The organism is Paucimonas lemoignei, from assembly GCF_004342585.1.
Classification (GTDB): domain Bacteria; phylum Pseudomonadota; class Gammaproteobacteria; order Burkholderiales; family Burkholderiaceae_D; genus Paucimonas; species Paucimonas lemoignei.
Genome location: NZ_SLZQ01000003.1, coordinates 49,028 through 69,677, shown reverse-complemented (window position 1 = coordinate 69,677; position 20,650 = coordinate 49,028). Strand labels below are relative to the sequence as shown.

The 20,650-nt window shown below is 59.4% G+C and carries 17 protein-coding genes; 9 read left to right on the top strand and 8 right to left on the bottom strand.

All coding sequences use genetic code 11. The features are described from left to right. Positions 1 to 63 precede the first annotated feature (63 nt). From EDC30_RS05710 to EDC30_RS05690, 5 genes are all read left to right on the top strand, one after another. Positions 64 to 1,998, top strand: a complete 1,935-nt coding sequence (locus EDC30_RS05710; RefSeq protein ID WP_132257846.1) for a lytic transglycosylase domain-containing protein — start codon at positions 64 to 66, stop codon at positions 1,996 to 1,998. Then, on the top strand, positions 1,995 to 2,984 hold the full coding sequence (locus EDC30_RS05705) for a complex I NDUFA9 subunit family protein (protein WP_132257845.1): 990 nt from the start codon (positions 1,995 to 1,997) through the stop codon (positions 2,982 to 2,984). The genes EDC30_RS05710 and EDC30_RS05705 overlap by 4 nt, the downstream gene beginning before the upstream one ends. Positions 2,985 to 3,078: 94 nt before the next feature. Next, positions 3,079 to 3,789, top strand: coding sequence for a glutathione S-transferase family protein (locus EDC30_RS05700; protein ID WP_132257844.1), 711 nt, complete (start codon positions 3,079 to 3,081; stop codon positions 3,787 to 3,789). Continuing rightward, positions 3,786 to 5,015: a multifunctional CCA addition/repair protein gene (locus EDC30_RS05695; protein WP_132257843.1), complete on the top strand. Its 1,230-nt coding sequence runs from the start codon at positions 3,786 to 3,788 to the stop codon at positions 5,013 to 5,015. Before EDC30_RS05700 ends, EDC30_RS05695 begins: the two co-directional genes overlap by 4 nt. 206 nt (positions 5,016 to 5,221) lie before the next feature. After that, positions 5,222 to 5,896 (top strand): GNAT family N-acetyltransferase, encoded by a 675-nt coding sequence (locus EDC30_RS05690; protein ID WP_132257842.1) that lies wholly within the window; start codon positions 5,222 to 5,224, stop codon positions 5,894 to 5,896. A gap of 162 nt (positions 5,897 to 6,058) precedes the next feature. Here the strand turns inward: EDC30_RS05690 and EDC30_RS05685 are convergent, their stop codons facing one another. Then, positions 6,059 to 6,589, bottom strand: a complete 531-nt coding sequence (locus tag EDC30_RS05685; RefSeq protein ID WP_132257841.1) for an EF-hand domain-containing protein — start codon at positions 6,587 to 6,589, stop codon at positions 6,059 to 6,061. A gap of 305 nt (positions 6,590 to 6,894) precedes the next feature. Here EDC30_RS05685 and EDC30_RS05680 point away from each other — a divergent pair, with 305 nt between their 5' ends. Both EDC30_RS05680 and EDC30_RS05675 read left to right on the top strand, forming a co-directional pair. Further along, a complete protein-coding gene (locus tag EDC30_RS05680) occupies positions 6,895 to 10,524 on the top strand; it encodes an indolepyruvate ferredoxin oxidoreductase family protein (protein ID WP_132257840.1) in 3,630 nt (1,209 codons plus the stop codon). Between the two features lie 115 nt (positions 10,525 to 10,639). After that, positions 10,640 to 11,161: a GNAT family N-acetyltransferase gene (locus EDC30_RS05675; RefSeq protein WP_132257839.1), complete on the top strand. Its 522-nt coding sequence runs from the start codon at positions 10,640 to 10,642 to the stop codon at positions 11,159 to 11,161. 47 nt (positions 11,162 to 11,208) lie between these two features. On the opposite strand, the gene EDC30_RS05670 is transcribed toward EDC30_RS05675, so the two are convergent. The 4 genes from EDC30_RS05670 to EDC30_RS05655 form a co-directional block, all read right to left on the bottom strand. Next, complete coding sequence (locus EDC30_RS05670; protein WP_132257838.1) at positions 11,209 to 12,753, bottom strand: helicase HerA-like C-terminal domain-containing protein; 1,545 nt, start codon at positions 12,751 to 12,753, stop codon at positions 11,209 to 11,211. Between the two features lie 87 nt (positions 12,754 to 12,840). Then, the gene (queC, locus tag EDC30_RS05665; RefSeq protein ID WP_132257837.1) at positions 12,841 to 13,542 is read right to left on the bottom strand and encodes a 7-cyano-7-deazaguanine synthase QueC; all 702 of its coding nucleotides are present in this window, start codon (positions 13,540 to 13,542) and stop codon (positions 12,841 to 12,843) included. Between the two features lie 54 nt (positions 13,543 to 13,596). Then, complete coding sequence (locus EDC30_RS05660; RefSeq protein ID WP_132257836.1) at positions 13,597 to 14,358, bottom strand: DUF3108 domain-containing protein; 762 nt, start codon at positions 14,356 to 14,358, stop codon at positions 13,597 to 13,599. A gap of 67 nt (positions 14,359 to 14,425) precedes the next feature. After that, entirely contained in the window at positions 14,426 to 15,577 is a 1,152-nt protein-coding gene (locus EDC30_RS05655) for a DUF3108 domain-containing protein (RefSeq protein ID WP_132257835.1), read from the bottom strand. Between the two features lie 126 nt (positions 15,578 to 15,703). Between EDC30_RS05655 and EDC30_RS05650 the strand changes: the two genes are divergently transcribed. Beyond that, positions 15,704 to 17,008 carry a branched-chain amino acid ABC transporter substrate-binding protein gene (locus EDC30_RS05650; RefSeq protein ID WP_132257834.1) on the top strand — a complete coding sequence of 435 codons (1,305 nt, stop codon included), beginning with the start codon at positions 15,704 to 15,706 and terminating at the stop codon, positions 17,006 to 17,008. A gap of 112 nt (positions 17,009 to 17,120) precedes the next feature. After that, positions 17,121 to 18,524 carry a cytochrome P450 gene (locus tag EDC30_RS05645; protein ID WP_132257833.1) on the top strand — a complete coding sequence of 468 codons (1,404 nt, stop codon included), beginning with the start codon at positions 17,121 to 17,123 and terminating at the stop codon, positions 18,522 to 18,524. Positions 18,525 to 18,573: 49 nt separating this feature from the next. Here the strand turns inward: EDC30_RS05645 and EDC30_RS05640 are convergent, their stop codons facing one another. From EDC30_RS05640 to EDC30_RS05630, 3 genes are all read right to left on the bottom strand, one after another. Continuing rightward, entirely contained in the window at positions 18,574 to 18,939 is a 366-nt protein-coding gene (locus tag EDC30_RS05640; protein ID WP_132257832.1) for a hypothetical protein, read from the bottom strand. Positions 18,940 to 19,025: 86 nt separating this feature from the next. Beyond that, positions 19,026 to 19,520 (bottom strand): hypothetical protein, encoded by a 495-nt coding sequence (locus tag EDC30_RS05635; protein WP_132257831.1) that lies wholly within the window; start codon positions 19,518 to 19,520, stop codon positions 19,026 to 19,028. A gap of 146 nt (positions 19,521 to 19,666) precedes the next feature. Next, positions 19,667 to 20,281, bottom strand: a complete 615-nt coding sequence (locus EDC30_RS05630; RefSeq protein ID WP_132257830.1) for a PEP-CTERM sorting domain-containing protein — start codon at positions 20,279 to 20,281, stop codon at positions 19,667 to 19,669. Between the last annotated feature and the right edge of the window lie 369 nt (positions 20,282 to 20,650).

Here is a 20,650-nt window from a genome sequence, read left to right as displayed (position 1 = left end):
GGGTAGTGAGCGTGCTATGCTAATTGCCGAGCAGAATAACCAAGATCGACGGGATTGAAAACAATGTCTTCTTTAAAACGGATTGCCGGAATCGCATTCGCAGCCGGTGCGTTCGTAATGTCGCTGCCGCTCGCGCACGCTGCCGGCGATGACGATATCTTCCTGGCGCTGCGCGATGCCGCGCGCCGCAACGATGCCAACCAGGCGGCGCAACTGGCTGCGCGCCTGCCGAATTATGCCATCCCTTCGTATGTTGACTACTACCGCCTGAAGCCGCGTCTCAAGGATGCGGCGGGCATGGAGATCCGCGATTATCTGGCGCGCTACGATGGCGAAGCGATTGCCGACCGCCTGCGCAATGATTGGCTGCTGGAATTGGGCAAAAAGCGCGACTGGACCGTGTTCGATGAACAGCTGCCCTTGTATGTCGTGAATGACGACACGCAGGTCAAGTGCTATGCCCTGATGTCGAAGCTGGCGAAGGGCAGTACGGTCGCGGAAGAGGCGCGTGCCTTGCTGGTGTCGCCGAAGGATTACGGCGAGGCTTGTCCGGCGCTGATCACGACCTTGGTCGAATCCGGCCAATTCAACGCGGATGACGTCTGGGCGCAGATTCGCCTGGCGGCGGAAAACAATCAGGTCGCGGTGGCGCGACGTCTGGCGCCGTTGGCTGGTGGCGATGAAAAACGGGTGGCGGCGGCGATCGAAAGCCCCGTGGTATTCGTGGCGCGCGGTGTCGGCTCCGGCCGCGCCGAACGCGAAACCTATCTCGTGGCGCTGGGCCGCGCCGCCAAGCAGAGTCCCGAGCAAGCCGCCAATGCCTTGTCCATGAGGGCGGCCGACAAGCTGACGGCACGCGAACAAGCCATCGGCTGGGCGCAGATCGCCTTGCAATCATCCTACAAGCTGGAGCCGGAAGCGGCGTCGTACTGGAGCAAGGCGCAAGGCGCGCCGCTGTCGCAGGAAGGGCAGCAATGGAAAGTGCGCATCGCCTTGCGCAATGAAGACTGGAAAGCCGTCAAGGCTAACATCGATCAGATGCCGGCAGCGCTGCGCAACGACCCGGCCTGGGTGTACTGGCGCGGCCGTGCATTGCAGGCCGAAGGCAAGCGCGAGGAAGCGCGCGAGCTGTATCGTTCGATCGCCGACCAGTTCCATTTCTATGGCCAGCTGGCGACGGAGGAATTGGGTCAGAAAATTTCCATTCCTCAAACCGCGTCACCAGTCACCATGACTGAACTGTCAGGCGTGGCGTCGAATGCCGGTTTGCGCCGTGCGTTGAAATTCTTTGCCATGGATTTGCGCTTTGAAGGCGTGCGCGAATGGAATTGGGAATTGCGCCGCATGAAAACCGAGCGCGAGTATCTGGCGGCCGCCGAATTCGCCCGCCAGAACAATGTGCTCGACCGCATGGTCAATACCTCTGACCGGACCCGTTCGGAGCATGATTTCGACCAGCGTTTCCCGACGCCTTTCCGCGACGTGATGTACAAGACCACGCAGGCGCTGGGCATGGACATGGCATGGGTCTATGGCCTGATCCGACAAGAGTCGCGCTTCGTCATGCATGCCCGGTCGCATGTGGGGGCGTCGGGCCTGATGCAGCTCATGCCGGCCACGGCGCGCTACGTCGCCAAGAAAATTGGCATGAACGATTTCGATCATGGGCAGGTCAATCAAATCGACACCAATATTCAGCTTGGTACAAACTATCTGAACATGGTGTTGAACGACCTGGATGGCTCCCAGGCGCTGGCGACGGCGGCGTACAACGCCGGTCCCGGTCGGCCGCGGGCCTGGCGTTCAACCTTGCCGCGCGTGGTCGAGGGCGCGATCTTCGCCGAGACCGTGCCATTTTCGGAAACGCGCGGTTATGTGAAAAATGTATTGTCGAATGCCACGTATTACGCGGCATTGTTTGAGGGTAAGCCGCAGTCGCTCAAGGCGCGGCTGGGTACGGTAGCCCCGAAAGGAATGGTGCAATCCGAACTGCCATGAATACCTTCGGCCTGGATGGCGGTCGCAAGTATCCCTCGTTATTGGTCATCGGCGGCTCCGGCTTTATCGGCAGCCACCTGATTGCGCAATTGTCGGCGCACGATTACCGTGTGCTGGTGCCGACCCGGCACGAGGAACATGCCCGACATCTGCTGGTCTTGCCGGGCGTCGATATCACGGTTGCGGATGTGCACGATGAAGCGCAATTGCGCAGCCTGATGGCCGATGTCGATGCCGTCATCAACCTGGTGGGTATTCTTCATGGCAAGCCGGCGGCACACGGTGAACCTTATGGTCCGGATTTCGCGCGGGCGCATGTCGAGTTACCGAAAAAGATCGTTTCTGCCTGCGCGGCGACCGGCGTGCGGCGCTTGCTGCATATGAGCGCGCTCGGCGCCGATCCGCAGGCGCCATCCATGTATCTGCGTTCCAAGGCCGCGGGCGAAGCGGCGGTCAGTGGCAATCCGGCAGTCGGCGTCACCATTTTCCGGCCAGCCGTCGTGTTTGGCGAAGGCGATCATTTCCTCAACATGTTCGCCCATCTGCAAAAAATCCTCCCGGTGATTCCGCTCGGCGGCGCGGAAGCGAAATTCCAGCCGGTCTTTGTGGGCGATGTTACGACAGCTTTCCTGCATGCGCTGGAAAACGACCATACCATCGGCCATGTCTATGAGCTGGCCGGCCCCAAGGTCTATACCCTGCGTGAACTGGTCGAACTGGCCGGCAAGCTGAGCGGCCATCCGCATCCCGTGGTGAACCTGCCGCCAACATTGGCGCGCCTGCAAGCCTGGTTCCTGGAGCATGTGCCGGGCGGGCCGATCATGAGCCGCGACAATCTCGACTCGATGCAGGCCGATAATGTGGCCCGCCTGCCGATTCCTGCCGAACTGGAAATCACCCCGACCCCATTGGAAGCCGTGGCGCCGACTTACCTGGCCGGGAATGTCAACCGGGTAGAGCTGTACCGTGAAAGAGGGCGAGGATAGGCCGCCTTGCCAGGCGCGCGTTACATTAGGGATTGTGTCAAGGTAAGGCTGTGGTAAGGTTTCACTCTTACTCCGTCAACTAGTCCAACAAGCAATGCAATCCACCGAACTCGATCCCACCCTGGCGCAAACCCTGGACAAGGCTGGCAAGGACAGGCTGACCCTTGTCATCGCCAATAAAAATTACTCTTCCTGGTCGATGCGGCCGTGGGTCGTACTGAAGGCGTTCGGCATTCCTTTTCAGGAAATCCAGGTCAGGCTCGGCGAGCCTGATACCGCCAGCCAGATCGCCAGCTACACCGCCAGCGGCCGCGTGCCCGTGCTGCTGCATGGCGATATGGTGATCTGGGATTCGCTGGCCATTTGCGAATACCTTGCCGAGCAATTTCCCGACAAGCATATGTGGCCGACCAATGTCGCTGCGCGCGCCATGGCGCGCAGCATGTGCGCCGAGATGCATGCCGGCTTTGCCGACTTGCGCCAGGCGATGTGGATGAATATCCGCGCCAACTTTGCCGGCAAGGGCCGCACTGCGGGCGCGCAAGCGGATATCGGCCGCATCAGCGAGCTGTGGGAAGATTGCCTGTCGCAATTCGGTCATCATGAATACCTGTTCGGCGACTTCTCGATTGCCGATGCCTATTACGCGCCGGTGGTGATGCGCTTCGCGACGTATGACGTGGCGCTGGCGCCGGCGCTGCAAGCATACTGCGAGCGCGTCAAAGCCCATCCTGCCGTGGCGGAATGGATCACCGCCGCCAGGGAAGAGCCCTTCGGCGTGGCCAAGTACGATACGCATCCATGAAAATCTATACAGTCGGCGGCGCGGTACGCGATGGCTTGCTCGGCTTGCCGGTGCAGGATCGCGATTACGTGGTGGTCGGCGCCTCGCCCAACGAGATGGTGGCGCGCGGCTTCACGCCGGTGGGCAAGGATTTTCCGGTTTTCCTGCATCCAAAAACGCATGAGGAATACGCCCTGGCGCGCACCGAGCGCAAGACGGCGCCCGGCTACAAGGGCTTCGTCTTTCATGCCGATGCCGATGTCACGCTGGAAGAGGATTTGCAGCGGCGCGACCTCACCATCAATGCCATCGCCCAGGCTGAGGACGGCACGCTGATCGATCCCTTCCATGGCCAGGCCGACATCGCCGCCAGGGTTTTTCGCCATGTCTCGGATGCCTTTGCCGAAGACCCGGTGCGCATCCTGCGCTTGGCGCGCTTTGCTGCGCGCTTTGCCGATTTCACGGTGGCGCCGGAAACGCAACAGCTGATGCGGCAGATGGTGGAAGCCGGCGAAGTCGATGCGCTGGTGCCGGAACGCGTCTGGCAAGAACTGGCGCGCGGCTTGATGGAGCAGGCGCCGTCGCGCATGTTCGCGGTCTTGCGCGAGTGCGGCGCGCTGGCGCGCATCCTGCCGGAGCTGGATGCCTTGTGGGGCGTGCCGCAGCCGGAAAAGCACCATCCGGAAATCGACACCGGTGTGCATGTCATGCTGGCGCTGGACTGCGCCGCTCGCGCACGATTGAGCCTGCCGATCCGTTTTGCCGTGCTGACCCACGACCTGGGCAAGGGCGCCACGCCGCCTGAGGAATGGCCTTCGCATCATGGCCATGAATTTCACAGCATGAAGCTGGTCGAACAAGTCTGCAAGCGCCTGAAAATCCCCAACGATTGCCGCGACCTGGCCGTGATGACGGCGCGCGAGCACGGCAATATTGCGCGTGCACTGGAATTACGCGCCAATACCATGGTCAAACTCTTCGAGCGCTGCGATGGTTTCCGCAAGCCGCAGCGCTTTGTCGACATGATCCGTGCAGCGGAATGCGACCAGCGGGGACGCACCGGTTTTGAGGACCGTCCCTTCCCTCAGGCGACTTACCTCGAGGCTTTGCTGGATATTGCACGCCGGGTCGATGCCGGGGCGATTGCACGGCAGTTGACGAACCAGCCGCAGAAAATCGCCGAAAGTGTGCATGCTGCACGCGTGACAGCCGTGGCCACCGCAATGGCGGAGTTGAAGCCGCATTAAATATTAATACAGGTAAATAAATCAGCGTTTTTATTTCCTCTACTCATTTCTTAGCTGTTAAAGCCTTGCGTTTGGGCTAAGAAACTCCACCGCGATATCGCTTTTCTCAAATCTCGCGTTTTTAATGTTTTCGTATTTTTACTCGAAGCGCCTACAATGAATTTGTGCGCCGCAGCATGTGGGCGATTCGAGAAAGGAATGCTTTGATGGTTTCTGATGAGATCTTCGCCAAGCAGACTGGTCATCCCGAACATACGCACTTTCCGATCCGTGTTAAAGAATTGATGGAACGTGATCGGCGCCGTTTGCTCATGCATTTTCTCGCGCTGAACGAGGAAGAAAGGCAGATGCGATTCGGCAGTGCCTTGCCGGATGAACTCGTGACTCGTTATGTGCAGAAAATAAATTTCGCCCGCGACGTGCTGTTCGGCGTCTATGACGATGCGCTGAACCTGGTGGGCGTGGGACATCTGGCTTATATCCCGCGCGACGCCAAGCCGGGCATGGATACCGCCACCGAGCGCGAACGGATCGCGGAATTCGGCGTCTCTGTGCTGGCGGCGTACTGCAACCAGGGCATCGGCACCAAGCTCTTCGAGCGCGCAGCCATGCATTGCCGCAACGACGATATCGATACCTTGTACATGCATTGCCTCTCGTCCAACGATGTGATCCTCCATATCGCGGCAAAGGCCGGCATGAGCATTCACCGTGAACATGGCGAAGCAGAGGCTTATCTGAAATTGCCCCCTGCCGATACGGCCAGCATGTTTCGCGAAGTATTGGACGAGCAAGTCGCCAACCTCGATTACACGCTCAAGGCCAATACGCGCGCATTCGGCAAATTCATCAAGAGCTTTCCGCGCGTAAAAGGCAATTAGCCGGATCGCACTCGGCAATCGGGCTGCGCACGACTTCACCAATGCACTTTCCGTCTCCATAAAAAAAATCCCTCCCCGAATACTGCAGGGGAGGGCGGAATCGCCGCATCGCGCGGCGAAAGGGAGAAGTGAGAGACTACGAAATGATCAGTGCGTGACGGCTTAGCTGCCGGCGGCAGGCTTGCGCTGGTGCCCTTGGGCGCGTCCGGCGCGCAATTCTTCCTGGGTCAGTTTGCCATCCTTGTTGGTATCCAGGCGTTCGAACATGCGGGCGACTTTTTCACGCGCGGCCTCTTCGGCTTCCTGCCGGCTCAGGGCGCCATCGCCATCCTTGTCTGCAGCCTTGAAGTGGGCTTCGCCGCGTTCACGGTGCTTCTCGCGCATTGCCTGGTGCGCTGCCTGCATTTCTTCCTTGGATAGCTTGCCATCCTTGTTGCTGTCGATGGCGTCGAACTGCTTGCTCAGCATTGGATGGCCGGCGGCTTCTGCCTTGCTGATGAAGCCATCCTTATCCTTGTCGAGCTGTTCCAGATGGCGGCCGGGTGCGTGGTGCGGACGTGCCGCCTTGTCTGCCGGGGCGGACTGCGTGGCAGGTGCGCCGGGAGTGCCGGTAGCCGGAGCAGTCGATTGCGCCATTGCCGCACCGGCGACGAACAGGCCAGCAACCAGGCTGGTGATCAGTTTCACTTGCATAGTGTTCTCCTTGAAAAGAGCCGTATCGGCTTGAGGACATTAAACCGCGTGGAAAACAGTTTCCCAAGCAAGCTTACGGTTTGTTACGCCTGTTACAGCCGGCCTTTGGCCTGCCTTTTGCGCTGTCTCGCCTTCTGTTGACCGATGATGAGGCTTTTTGCTGCGCCGCGCATAGTTGCCGCCGCAGGCCTGTGTTAGGGTCTACAATATGAAAAACAAGCGCTCACAAGGCGCCTGATTAGATGGCATGAATCACGTGCCGCAGTACTTCCAAAGACACGATTTTTGGCAAGGAGACATATCGCATGAACGCCCCCCTTTACCCGGAGCAGGCCGCGAAGCCGGCAGCGCGCTCGGATGGCATTTCCCTAGACGACAAGTTTACCATCGAGCAAGGCCGCGCCTTTCTGACAGGAACGCAGGCATTGATCCGGCTGCCCATGCTGCAGCGACAGCGTGACGTCGCAGCTGGCTTGAACACGGCCGGGTATATCAGCGGCTACCGCGGTTCTCCGCTGGGCAATGTCGATATGACGGCCTGGAAGGCGCAGCAGCACTTGCAGGCGCATCACGTCAAATTCCAGGCCGGCGTCAATGAAGACCTCGCGGCGACGGCCATCTGGGGCACGCAGCAAGTCAACCTTTTCCCCGGCGCGCAGTACCAGGGCGTGTTCTCGCTATGGTACGGCAAGGGGCCGGGCGTGGACCGCTGCGGCGACGTGTTAAAGCATGCGAACATGGCTGGCACGAGCCCTCATGGCGGCGTGTTGATGGCGGTCGGCGACGATCATGCGGCCAAGTCTTCCACGACCGCGCACCAGAGCGAGCATATCCTCAAGGCCTGTGGCATTCCGGTGTTCTACCCGTCCTCGGTGCAGGAGTATCTGGACTATGGCTTGCATGGCTGGGCCATGAGCCGCTATACCGGCTTGTGGGTGGCGATGAAATGCGTGACCGACCTGGTCGAGTCGGGCGCGGTGGTGGAGATCGATCCGCACCGTGTACAGATCGCCATGCCGGAAGATTTCGATTTGCCGCCGGGCGGCCTCAACATCCGCTGGCCGGATACCGTGCTCGAACAGGAAGCGCGGATGAACAATTTCAAGTGGTATGCCGCGCTGGCGTATGCCCGCGCCAACCGCTTCAATCGCATCATCTGGGATAGCCCGCGCGCGAAGATCGGCATCATCACGGCCGGCAAATCCTATCTCGATACGCGCCAGGCGCTGGCCGACCTGGGAATCGATGAAGCGGTGGCGCGCGATATCGGCATTCGCCTGTTCAAGGTCGGCATGACGTGGCCCCTGGAAGCCGAAGGCGTGCGCGACTTTGCGCAGGGATTGGAAGAAATCCTGGTGGTGGAGGAAAAGCGCCAACTGCTGGAATACCAGTTGAAGGAAGAGTTGTACAACTGGCGCGACGATGTGCGCCCCCGCGTGGTCGGCAAGTTCGACGATAGCGGCGAATGGAGCAACCCGCATCATGAAGGGCATGGCCACTGGCTGCTGCCGGCCACCTACGAATTGTCGCCGGCGCAGATCGCCCGCGCCATTGCCAGCCGCATCAGCCGGTATTTCGCCGGCCATCCGGTCGAGGCGCGCGTGCGCGAACGCATCGCTTACCTGGAGGCCAAGGAAACCGTGCTGCAAGCCAGCAGCCCGAAGCCTGATCCCAGTCGCGACCGCATGCCGCATTTCTGTTCCGGCTGCCCGCATAACACCTCCACCAAGGTGCCGGAAGGCAGCCGTGCCTTGGCTGGCATCGGTTGCCATTACATGGTGTTGTGGATGGACCGCGAGACCGCGACGTTTACGCACATGGGAGCGGAAGGCGTGACCTGGATCGGCCATGCGCCCTTCACCAGCGAGCCACACGTGTTCACCAACCTTGGCGATGGCACGTATTACCACTCGGGTATCCTGGCAATCCGTGCGGCAGTGGCGGCCGGCGTGAATATCACCTACAAGATTCTCTACAACGATGCGGTGGCGATGACCGGCGGCCAGCATGTCGACGGGCCGATCGATCCGGCGATGATTTCGCGGCAGCTGGCGGCGGAAGGTGTGACGCCGATCGTGGTGGTGACGGATGAGCCGGAAAAATATCCGGACGGGACTAACTGGGCGGCCGGCGTGACGATTCGCCATCGCCGCGAGCTGGATGAGGTGCAGCGCGAAATGCGCGAAGTGAAGGGCGTGTCGGCCATCATCTATGATCAGACATGCGCGTCCGAAAAGCGCCGGCGCCGCAAGCAGCATGCCTATCCCGATCCGGCCAAGCGCGTGGTGATCAATGAAGCGGTGTGCGAAGGCTGCGGCGATTGCAGCGTCACGTCCAATTGCCTGTCGGTCGAGCCGCTCGAAACCGAATTCGGCCGCAAGCGCCAGATCAATCAATCATCCTGCAACAAGGATTATTCCTGCGTCGAAGGATTCTGCCCCAGCTTTGTGACTGTCGAAGGCGGCGAGTTGAAACGCTCGTCGAAAAACAAGAAAGGGAACGTGGACCCGTCGCTTGCGACAGTACTGGCGCAAACCTTGCCAATGCCGGCTGTGCCTGCCGCGACCCAGCCGTACAACATCCTGGTTGCCGGCATCGGCGGCACCGGCGTCATCACGATCGGCCAGATCATGGCCATGGCGGCGCATATCGAGGGCAAGGGTTGCACCGTGCTGGACATGAGCGGCCTGGCGCAAAAGGGCGGGCCGGTAATGTCGCATGTGCGCATCGGCGAGCATCAAGATGACATCTACTCAACGCGGGTAGGCACGGGCATGGCCGATCTCGTCATCGGCTGCGACACGATCGTCACCGCCAGCCGCGATGCCGTCACGCGCATGGGAGAAGGGAAAACGCGTGCCGTGATCAACACGACCGAAGCGCCGACTTCCGCCTTTGTGCGCAATCCGGACTGGCAGTATCCGGGCTCCTCCGCCGAGCATCAGATCGAGCAGGCATGCGGCAAGCGCCATGTCGATTTCATCAACGCCGGCCATGTGGCTTCCTCACTGATGGGCGACGCCATCGCTACCAACATGTTCATGCTCGGTTATGCCTGGCAAAAGGGCTGGGTGCCGCTTGGGCTGGAAGCGCTGACGAAAGCCATCGAGCTCAATGGCGTGGCCGTCGACTTCAACCGGCAGGCCTTCACCTGGGGACGGCGCGCGGCACATGACTTGCCGATCGTCGAAAAGCTGGTCAAGGTGGAAGACGCTTCCATGCATGTGGTGCAGTTCAAGCGCACGCCCAAGCTGGAAGACGTGGTCGCCACGCGCGAAGCCTTCCTGACTGCGTATCAGAACGCCGGCTATGCATGGCATTACCGCAGCTTCATCGACCAGGTGCGCGCCGCGGAAGAGAGGCTGGGGCACGCTGCCAAGTCGCATCGTCTGACGGAAGCGGTGGCGCGCAACCTTTTCAAGCTGATGGCGTACAAGGATGAATATGAAGTGGCGCGCCTGCATGCCGATCCGGCGTTCCTGGAGAAAATCGCCGGCATGTTCGACGGCGATTACAAAATCAAGTACCATCTCGCGCCGCCGCTGTGGGCCAAGCGCGACGCCAAAGGCCGTTTGCTCAAGCAGGAATACGGCCCCTGGATGTTGCAGGCTTTCCGCGTGCTGGCACGGCTGAAGTTTTTGCGCGGCTCGCCGCTGGATGTCTTCGGCTATTCTCAGGAGCGCCAGACAGAGCGCGCCCTGATCGGGCAATATCGCAACACGATCGAATCGCTGTTGCCCGCGCTGACCGAGCAGAATCTGGCGCAGGCAGTGGCGATCGCCAGGATACCGGAAGACATCCGCGGTTACGGTCATGTCAAGGAGCGTAATTTGCACAACGCCCGCGAGAAGGAAGCGGCGCTGCTGGCCGCATTTCATGCGCCGGCGGCGCCGGCTGCGGCTTCGCATGGCGGTGCCAGGATGGCCTGGACTTGAAACGAAAGTAGCGAGAATATGAAAGTGGAGCCTGGCCCTGCCATGCCGTACTAGGTGAGAGGCTGGGCAATCAGGCAAGTGGCGGGCATGGGAGCTGAACAAGAGATAAAAAAAGATGAAATTTGTTTCGTGTACTTATGAGCGCCATGCCTCAGCCATTCTCGCTATCTTCAACGATGCCATCCTGCATTCGACGGCGCTCTATGACTATCGCCCGCGCTCGCCCGAAAGCATGATCGGCTGGTTTAGAGCCAAGGAAGAGAGGCGCTTTCCCGTCATCGGCGTGGAAAGCGAGACAGGCGAGCTCATGGGCTTCGCAACCTACGGAACATTCCGCGCTTTCCCGGCCTATAAATATACGGTCGAGCACTCGGTGTATGTAGAAAAGTCCCATCGCGGCAAGGGACTGGGACTGCAACTGATGCAGCGCCTGATCGAGGCGGCGCGCGGGCAAGACTTGCATGTTCTGGTCGGCGGCATCGATGCCGCCAATACGACCAGCATCGCCCTGCATCGCAAACTGGGATTCGAGCATGCCGGCACGATCCGCCAGGCCGGCTTCAAGTTCGGCCGCTGGCTGGATCTGGTGTTTTATCAGCTGGTGCTGGCAACGCCGCAGGCGCCGGTGGATGGCTGAAGCGGCGCTGCCTCAGGTAAGGAGGTGGCGCCTTATCGTTGCCGCTGTTATCGACGCCGGCTGCTCTTGCCGAGCATCGAGCCCAGCACGCCGCGGATGATTTCACGGCCGACTTGCGAACCGATACTGCGCGCCGCCGACTTGACCATCGCCTGTACCGGCGAGTCGTTGCGGCCGCTGCCACCAAACAGGCCACCCAGCATGCCTCCCCAGCCCGAGCCGCCTTCATCGGCTTCCACGCGCGTTGACGAGGATTTGCCGCGCGGCGCCGATGCATTGCCGTTGTTTGCGGCCGGTGCAGTAGCGGCACGGCTGCTCAGCTTTTCATAAGCCGATTCGCGGTCCACGGCTTTCTCATACACGCCAGCCACGACGGATTTGGCCATGGCTTGCTGGCGCTCCTCGGGAGTAATCGGACCGATTTGCGAACCGGGCGGCAGAATATAGGCGCGCTCCACCATGTTCGGCCGGCCCTTTTCATCGAGAAAGGAGACCAGCGCTTCGCCGACGCCCAGCTCGGTGATGACTTGCGCCGTATTGAGCGCGGGGTTGGGGCGGAACGTTTCGGCGGCAGCGTTAACGGCTTTCTGATCGCGCGGCGTATACGCGCGCAAGGCATGCTGCACGCGATTGCCGAGCTGGCCCAGCACGGTGTCAGGAATGTCGAGCGGATTTTGCGTGATAAAGAAAACGCCGACGCCCTTGGAACGGATCAGGCGCACCACTTGCTCGATCTTTTGCAGGAGTGCCTTGGGCGCTTCGTTGAACAGCAAATGGGCTTCGTCAAAGAAAAATACCAGCTTCGGTTTGTCGACGTCACCGACTTCCGGCAGATTCTCGAACAGCTCCGACAGCATCCACAACAGGAAGGTCGAATACAGGCGCGGCGCATTCAGCAGCTTGTCCGCTGCAAGGATATTGACGACGCCACGGCCGGAAGCATCGGTCTGCAACAGGTCGTCGATATTCAGCATCGGCTCGCCAAAGAACAGATCACCGCCTTGTTCCTCGATACCGATGATGCCGCGCTGGATCGCGCCGATGCTGGCAGCAGAGATGTTGCCGTAAGTCGTGCGGTAATCGGCCGCATTGTCGCCGACGTGCTGCAGCATGGCGCGCAAATCCTTGATATCGAGCAGCAGTAGGCCATTGTCGTCGGCGATCTTGAATACGAGTTGCAGCACGCCTTCCTGAGTATCGTTCAGGTTGAGCATGCGCGCCAGCAAGGTCGGGCCCAAGTCGGAAATGGTGGCGCGCACCGGATGGCCCTGTTCGGCGAATACATCCCAGAATGTCACCGGGCAGGCGCTCCACTGCGGCTCTTCCAGGCCAAGCGATTCCAGGCGTTTTGTCAGTTTTTCACTGGGCGCGCCAGACTTGGCCAAGCCTGATAAATCACCCTTGACGTCCGCCATGAACACCGGCACGCCGATATTCGACAAGGCTTGCGCCATGGTTTGCAGCGTCACGGTCTTGCCAGTGCCGGTCGCGCCCGTGATGCAGCCGTGGCGGTTGACCAGGTTGGATAACATTTCCAGCGTGACGGCGGGCTCCTGGCGAGTGTTCTTGGCGATTGGCAGTGGAGTGGACATGTGGGCGCCCTTGGTGAAAAAAATGGATAACGACAGTTAAATGGTGCAATTATTATAATCAAGCGCGCCTGACGGCAAGCAGATGATTTATTGCTGCATGAATTGCCGGTAGCCGCGTGCGCGCAGCTCGCAAGCCGGGCAATGCCCGCAGCCATGCCCCCAGTCGTGCAACTGGCCGCGTTCGCCCAGATAGCAGGTGTGGGTGCCGGTGCGGATCAATTCCACTAGCGCCGGCCCGCCGACCTCCTGCGCCAGGCGCCAGGTGTCAGCCTTGTCCAGCCACATCAACGGCGTTTCCACCTTGAGCCGCGTTGCCATGCCGAGATTCAGCGCCACCTGCAAGGCTTTCATGGTGTCGTCGCGGCAGTCCGGATAGCCGGAAAAATCGGTTTCGCACATGCCGCCCACCAGGACGTCGAGCCCGCGCCGGTAGGCCACGGTCGCCGCCACCATCATGAACAGCAGATTGCGTCCCGGTACAAAGGTATTCGGCAAGCCATTGTCCTGCATGGTAATGGCAACGTCGCGTGTCAGCGCCGTGTCGGAAATCGCCGAGATCAGGCCCATATCGATCAGATGGTCTTCACCGAGCTTTCCATCCCATTCGGGAGACAGCGCCCGCATCTCGTTCAACAGGGCAGGGCGGACTTCCAGTTCAATGGCGTGACGCTGGCGGTAGTCGAAGCCGATGGTTTCCACCTTGGGATAGCGGGCCAGCGCCCAGGCCAGGCAAGTGGCGGAGTCCTGGCCGCCGCTGAAGAGGACGAGTGCGCCGGAATGAATGCTCATGGGAATGCTTAGTCAGTCATCAAGAAAGCATCATTATAGGCCGGCGCGGCAAGCTCATTTGCGGGTGATGCTGGCCAGGGTTTGTTCGATGACTTCACCATCCGGCTCGGAAAAGCGCAGCTTGACCGGATACCATTCCAAGGATGGCGCCAGCCAGATATCGAGCTGTTGTTCACGGCTGCCCGGTTCCAGCAGGCGCGCGATCTTGACTGCCTCGAAGCTTCCCATCGGCGTGGTGATTTTTTCGGTTTTGCCGACTTTGAAAGTCCAGGCATGCGCATCGGTGCGGCCGGCGACGAAATACATCCAGCTTGACCCTGATGTGAATTTTTTCGCCGAAGCGCGCGCATTGCCTACCAGCTGCCACAGGATGCTGGCACGGTCCTGTTCGCCGCCCAGCAATGGATAGCTTTCCGATGAGGCGGAAAACGTCAAGGTGTTATTGCTGCGGTCGAAGGTAACGGTGGTCGGTTTCTTGCGGAAGCTCTTTTCTACCGCCGTCACGGGCGCCAGGCCATAACTGTCGATGAGGCCCTCGCTGCTTGACGACTGCACCTTGCCGAATACTGCCGCACTGGCATCGACGCTGACCTGGAACTTGCCGCTTCCCGCGCGCCATTTCACCACGCCGCTTCCCTCCAGCGGGATGCCGCGGAAGCGCGCCTTGAGCGCATAGTTCAGGTCGGCCGACGGTGCCGGGTTGAAGGGGCGTTTGACGGCGGGATGCAGCTCGCCGGCCTGGAGCGGCAGGCTGGCGCTTGCGGCCAATACACCAGCGATAACCAGGCGGGAAAGAAGGGTAAAGGTCGATGTCATGGATCCGGTGCAGTATGGGCGAATGTTGCCGCGAATGAAGTGATGGTAAGTAGAACAATGGTATCCATCAGGACGCCGGTGCGTCTATGCCGGATAACAAGAGTTCGAGATATTCGCCATTGGATTCGGTATAACGCAGCTTGACCGGGTACCAGTGGTGCGAAGGCGCCAGCCAGATGTCGAGAGTCTGATCCTTGTCGCCGGAACGCGGGGCGCGGCGCATATGCCAGGCACGCAATTCACCCAGGCCAACCTTGGTGTCTTCTTCGCCGATGACCTGGATATTCCAGGTGCTGCCATCGCGCACGCCGGCAATGAACAGCGGAATCTGCGCGCCGGGTATAAAGCGCGCGGCGTCGCCGCGGCCGATGCTGGCCAGTTGCCAGATGATGCTGGCGCGGTCCTGCTCGCCGCCTTGCAGCGGAAAGGATTTCGGCGAGGTGGAAAAGCTGATCAGCTTGCTGTCGCGGTTGAACCATGTCTCGGTCTGCGCGCGGCGAAAGCGCTTTTCCGTGTAGCGCAACGGCGCGACGCCGTACTGATCGATTTGCCCTTGGCTGCCGAAATCAAGCAGGGAAAAAAACAGGATGCCCGCTTCGCCATTGATCGTGTACTGATTGCCATTCACTTGCCAGGCGATTTTTCCATGGCCATGCACCATTTGTCCTTCGCGCAGCGCCTGGACGGCGTATTCCAGCGTGGCGGAAGGCGGCGGATCGAACTTGTAACTGTTGTCCTTGGCGACGGGCGACGACGGCGTTGGGTCCACGGTGCCCAGGGCGGCAAGGTCCGGAATCACCAAGTCGGCGTCGTTCGACGGAGAAGTAACTGGCATGGCCGGTTGTGAAACCATCGCGGTGGCGGAATCGGACGCCGTCATAGCAAGAACGGGCGGAGTCGCCGTCGCCGGGGATGCTGCTGCTGGCTTTGGCACCGCAGTAGCCCTGGGGCGTGCCGGCTTGGGACGCGGCTTGGCGGCTTGGGGGCTGACAGGTATAGGCATCGGGCGCGGTGCCGGGGCGGGCGGCACGGTAACCAGCGAGGTTTGTATTACAACGGGCGCCTCGTCAGTCTTGCCGCCTGGCAGGCGCAAATTTCCGGTTGCCCAATTCAGCGTCAGTAAATGCAAGGCGACCGATAAAAAAAAGACCACGAGCCAACGACGCCAGGGCAAGGCGCTGCTGGCGCGTGTCTTGTCGGCGATGGCGGCAGAATTCATGGTGCGGGATGCCTGTCGTAGTCACGACAGTGTATCTGCATTCCTGTCGCCTTGCCCAATACAAACGCAGATGGAGTTGTTGCCAAGTAAAATTGGGCGTCCCAAACGTATCTTCTTTCTATCAGCATGCCTAAATTTTTATTTTCCCGTGTCTTATTTTTCCGGTTTTGGCCATTGCTGCTGGCTATTCTGTCATTGAGTGTCACGAATGTTACTCAGGCTGCAGCGCCGCAAATCAATGGCAAGCCGATCACGATTGCCATGATCGATGGCGTTTCCGGACCGTTTGCCAATGCCGGGGAAGCGGTGCGGCGCAACCTGCAAGTGGCGATCGATCGGGTCAATGGTCGCGGTGGCGTTCTCTTGCCGCAGGGTGCGCGACCACTGGCGTTGAAAGTGTTCGACAACAAGCAAAGCGTGGAAGAGTCGCTGATCGCCTTGCGCCAGGTGACGGACGACGCCATTCCTTTCGTTGCGCAGGGTAATAGCTCGGCCGTGGCGGCGGCGCTGGTGGAAGCCATTGCCAAGCACAATGCGCGCATGCCGCAGCAACGCGTGCTGTTGCTGAACTACGCGGCAGTCGATCCGGCGCTGACCAATGAAAAATGCAGCTTCTGGCATTTCCGTTTCGATGCCCATGCCGACATGCGCATGCATGCGCTCACCGAAGTGATCCGGGCGGATGCGCGCGCCAAGCGTGTATATCTGATCGGCCAGGATTACAGTTTCGGTCGTCAGGTCGCCCAGGCGGCACGCACTCAGCTTGCTGCCAAGCGGCCCGATATCGCCATCGTCGGCGATGAATTGCATCCGATCGGCCGCATCAAGGATTTTGCTCCCTACATCGCCAAGATCAAGGCAAGCGGCACCGATACCGTCATCACCGGTAACTGGGGTAATGATTTGACGCTGCTGGTGAAGGCCGCGCGCGACGCCGGTCTGGCGCTGAAGTTTTACACGTTCTACGGCAATAGTCTGGGTGCGCCGGCGGCGCTGGGAGATGCAGGCGTCGACAGGGTGTATGCAGTGGCGGAATGGCACCCCAACGTCGGCGGGCCTCAGAGCGACGCTTTCTATGCGGAGTTCAGAAAGCGCTATCCGCAGCCGGCGGATGATTATGTGCACTTGCGCATGCAAGTGATGGTGGAAATGCTGGCAACCGCCATCGAAAAGGCTGGTTCCACCGAAGCCGCTGCCGTGGCGCGGGCGCTGGAAGGCGCGCAATACCGCAATGCCTTTCATCAGGCCAGCATGCGCGCGGCGGATCATCAACTGATCCAGCCCCTGTATGTCTCGGTGATGAAAAAGCAGGCCGATGGCGGTATCCGTTTCGACAATGAAGGCAGCGGCTATGGCTTCAAGACCGAGCGCGTTTTGCCGGCGCCGCAAACCGCCTTGCCGACTTCGTGCCGGATGGTGCGGCCGAAGTGATGCAGTATCTTTACGGTTAGCCTTGAACTTGCCATTCAAGTATCATTTCGGCGCGCAGCACTGCTTTTCAAAATAACAAGCCGGCGCCGTTTTGCTACTTCCAGGGGAATTCATGGATACCACCGTAAGCATCAATACCAATAAAGTGCCGCCCGGCCCGCAAACCCGCTGGCTCGGTTTGCCGATGCTGCGCGCCATGCAAAAGGATGCGCTCGGCGCCGGCACGCAGCTGCGGGACGATTTCGGCGATGCGGTGCATTTCCGCATGGCGGGGCAATCCTATTACTACTTTTTCTCGCCCGAGCTGATCCGCGAACTGCTGGTCGAGCACATGGATGATTTCATTCGCCATGAGCGTCCGATCGAAGTGTTCTCGCAGGTCTATGGCGACAATGTGCTGACCACCGAAGGCGAACGGTGGAAGCGCCAGCGCCGCATTCTCATGCCGGGTTTTCTGCCCAAGCGGATGGCTGGCTACGTCGGCTTGATCACCGATGCCACGGTGGATGGCTTGCAGGCTTCGCTGCCGCAGACGAGCGGCGCCAGCACGACCATCGATGTCGACAGCTTTACCACCACGCTGACCATGGATGTGATTCTGCGCGTGCTCTTCAGCCACAAGGCCACTGAAGCAGAATCGCGGAAAGCATTCGACGCCACGCGCACCCTGGAGCATCAGGGCATGCGCGAATTGTTTTGGCCGAAGACGCCGCCCGACTGGTTTCCCTATCCTGGTCGCACAGAAAAGCTGCATGCCAAGGCGGCGCTGAAAAACCTCATTCAAAGTCAGATCGATCTGCGCCGGCAGGCGGCTGGCGACCATGCCGAAAAGACGGATTACCTTGCCATGCTGCTGGCCGCGCACGATGAAGAGGCGCAGAACGCGGCCTCCGCCACGCTGACCAATGAGGAAATCTGCGACAACTGCATGGTCTTGTTCGCCGCCGGGCACGACACGACCGCGACCGTGCTGACCTGGTGGATCGGCTTGATGGCCCGGCATCCCGAGTATGCCGCCAAGGTCCGCCAGGAAGTGGAGGAAGCCATCGGCGACAGGAATCCGACCACGGATGAGTTGTCGCGGCTGAAGTGGACCAATGCCTCCATCAAGGAAGCGATGCGCCTGTATCCGCCGACGCCGAACCTGTTTTTCCGCCGCGCCTTGCGCGACGTGGCAATCGGCGGCTGGCACGTGTCCAAGGGGGCGTCGATCAATATCCCCGTCTGGCATGTGCATCACGATGCGCGCTGGTATCCGGAACCGGAAACCTTCCGGCCGGAGCGCTTCATGCCGAATGCGCCGGAAATTCCGCGCGGCGCCTATCTGCCATTCGGCGCCGGGCCGCGTGTATGCATCGGCCAGCATCTGGCAACGATTGAGATGGCGCTGGTCGCGGTTTTCCTGATCCGTCAGTTCGATTTCGCGCTGGCGGAGGGGGCAGCCTTGCCCAAGCCAAAAATCGATATGGTCTTGAAGCCGGAAAAGACTTTACAGGTGACCTTCACTCGGCGTTAACACCGTGCAGGTGCTGCGCCGGTCAAGTTGATTGTCCGGCGCAGCTCGCTCACATCCGCGCGCCGCTGCTCCGGTCGACCCGGATGGCGCCGTGCCGGTGCAAAATATCGGCGGCTTTGTCGCTTTGCTGGTCATCCTGCGCGTCGACTGTCAGCATGATCTCGGCGCGGTATTCCGCATTGGCATAGTCGCGGTCATAGACTTCATCGTTATTGCTGGCAAAGATGAGTCCCGGCTTATTCTCGCGGTCCTTGCCGGCGTCGCCCACGGTGAAATTGCCTTTCGCCGGTCCGGCTTCCGTTTCCCTGGCATCCAGATGAATACAATCTGCTGGAAAGCCCGACGCCAGCAATTCTTCGCGGGCTAGATCGGCGGTGGCGAGATGGTCATAGATACTGATTAAGGTAGTGGCCATGATATTCCTTTGCGTTGTTCTCAAACAGGCAAGCTAGCCAATCTGACCATGGGCAACCTGATAAGTGCCGGAGCCGTCTTGCGGATTTACTTTTCCATCCGCTCCATTAGCAAGGTGCTCGCCGCCAAGCCGACTGCCAGTGCGCCAAATATCATCGCCATGGAGCGGCCGGACAGGCGCTTTTCATAGCCTGGCGTGAAGCGCTTGGGTACCAGGTAATAATCGGTAACGTAGGCGCCAGCCGAGACAGCCGCGGCGCTGATGGCAGGAGCAAAGGGAACCAGTGCAGGACGGCGTGCCAGCCAGCGCTTGACGGTGGGGTCGACCCACTTTTCATACACCGTTGCCCACATGATGGAGGCGGCATGGTTGAGCAAGAATCCGGTCCCGGTAAATTTCAGCGATGCGCCGTCACGCCGTCCTGCCTGGTCGCCCCACAAAATATGACTGGTGGCATTGATCGGGCCGGTATAGGAGCCGGCTTCCTTTTTGCCCGCCAGTGCTGCGGCAAGGGTAGTGGCAATGCCCGACACGGTGCCGGACAACAGACTGCGTTTAAAGACGGATGCATCGATGGGCATGGCGTTCTCCTGTTCAATAACGGCATGAGCCGGACTTGTCAGGTGATGCAAAGTTCATGCCTTCAGGCTTGGATGTATTAGTTTGGGAGCCATAAAAAAAAGCCCTGCATGTGCAGGACTTTTGAAGGATTCATTAGATTGGAGCGTTACCGCTGGCGGCGACGTACCAAGCCAAATCCGAGCAAGCCAAGTGCAAGCAGGGCTAACGAACCGGGTTCTGGAACTTCGTTCGTGAAGGCTTCATTGACGGTGAGGTCATCCAGGACGAAATGAGTGCCTGCGCCAGGAAACGCAGGGTTATCAACTCCACCGAAAGAAGTAAAGGTTACAGAAAGGAGATCGGCCCAGTCAAAAACAACCTGAAGTGCGCTTCCTGTATTGATAATGAAATCCTTGATTAGGGTATCGCCGTCAGCTGTGAGGCCGACGACATGCATGTTCAGGCCGTCATTCCATGCGGCTGTAAAAAATGCGCTATTCAGGATAAAGCTGGTGGCGCTGCTTATTGCGGCTGGCGTGCCGTAAGCGTTGAATGCGATCTTGGTCGGGCTGGCGTCGCCGTTACGGTAACCGGAGTCATCGCCCGAATTGGAATCCATGGATACGAAATTATTCCAATTGAATCCATGATAGCCGTTTGCAATGGTTGCTTGGCTGGCTGGCCGATCTTCAAAAGTAATAACTTCTGCTGATGCATGTAACGATGTCATGCCAGCCATAACTAACACGACCAGAGAAGCAAGCTTTTTAATGTTAATCATCACCGTGAATACCTAAAGAAGACTTTGCACATAAGCAATAAATATGCCTAAATACAATTTCTTTATTGGTCATGAGCTTGGCCTTAAGTAATTCTTATCTACATACTGTTTTTCGACGCGTTGCAAATATTGGCGATAAATAAAGCTTTATCTGAAGCTTATTTATTCTAAAGGTGATCACCGTTTGTCGAGCAGCTTCGTCGCAGTACTGTTCAATCTCCAAAGAAGGCACGTATTAGGTCGGGCTTTGAAACACTTCTGTAAGCATCACGCCAAATCATAAAAAGTTGCTTAGTAGAAATTTCATGGGCCGCTAAATTGCAATGCTCTAAATAAAATTTTCCGAAGTTACTTAACAAAAATGTAGAT

Bases quoted from the DNA above. Each gene is read 5' to 3' on its own strand.
- EDC30_RS05710 (WP_132257846.1), top strand. From the start codon at position 64: ATGTCTTCTTTAAAACGGATTGCCGGAATCGCATTCGCAGCCGGTGCG.
- EDC30_RS05705 (WP_132257845.1), top strand. From the start codon at position 1,995: ATGAATACCTTCGGCCTGGATGGCGGTCGCAAGTATCCCTCGTTATTG.
- EDC30_RS05700 (WP_132257844.1), top strand. From the start codon at position 3,079: ATGCAATCCACCGAACTCGATCCCACCCTGGCGCAAACCCTGGACAAG.
- EDC30_RS05695 (WP_132257843.1), top strand. From the start codon at position 3,786: ATGAAAATCTATACAGTCGGCGGCGCGGTACGCGATGGCTTGCTCGGC.
- EDC30_RS05690 (WP_132257842.1), top strand. From the start codon at position 5,222: ATGGTTTCTGATGAGATCTTCGCCAAGCAGACTGGTCATCCCGAACAT.
- EDC30_RS05685 (WP_132257841.1), bottom strand. From the start codon at position 6,589: ATGCAAGTGAAACTGATCACCAGCCTGGTTGCTGGCCTGTTCGTCGCC.
- EDC30_RS05680 (WP_132257840.1), top strand. From the start codon at position 6,895: ATGAACGCCCCCCTTTACCCGGAGCAGGCCGCGAAGCCGGCAGCGCGC.
- EDC30_RS05675 (WP_132257839.1), top strand. From the start codon at position 10,640: ATGAAATTTGTTTCGTGTACTTATGAGCGCCATGCCTCAGCCATTCTC.
- EDC30_RS05670 (WP_132257838.1), bottom strand. From the start codon at position 12,753: ATGTCCACTCCACTGCCAATCGCCAAGAACACTCGCCAGGAGCCCGCC.
- queC (WP_132257837.1), bottom strand. From the start codon at position 13,542: ATGAGCATTCATTCCGGCGCACTCGTCCTCTTCAGCGGCGGCCAGGAC.
- EDC30_RS05660 (WP_132257836.1), bottom strand. From the start codon at position 14,358: ATGACATCGACCTTTACCCTTCTTTCCCGCCTGGTTATCGCTGGTGTA.
- EDC30_RS05655 (WP_132257835.1), bottom strand. From the start codon at position 15,577: ATGAATTCTGCCGCCATCGCCGACAAGACACGCGCCAGCAGCGCCTTG.
- EDC30_RS05650 (WP_132257834.1), top strand. From the start codon at position 15,704: ATGCCTAAATTTTTATTTTCCCGTGTCTTATTTTTCCGGTTTTGGCCA.
- EDC30_RS05645 (WP_132257833.1), top strand. From the start codon at position 17,121: ATGGATACCACCGTAAGCATCAATACCAATAAAGTGCCGCCCGGCCCG.
- EDC30_RS05640 (WP_132257832.1), bottom strand. From the start codon at position 18,939: ATGGCCACTACCTTAATCAGTATCTATGACCATCTCGCCACCGCCGAT.
- EDC30_RS05635 (WP_132257831.1), bottom strand. From the start codon at position 19,520: ATGCCCATCGATGCATCCGTCTTTAAACGCAGTCTGTTGTCCGGCACC.
- EDC30_RS05630 (WP_132257830.1), bottom strand. From the start codon at position 20,281: ATGATTAACATTAAAAAGCTTGCTTCTCTGGTCGTGTTAGTTATGGCT.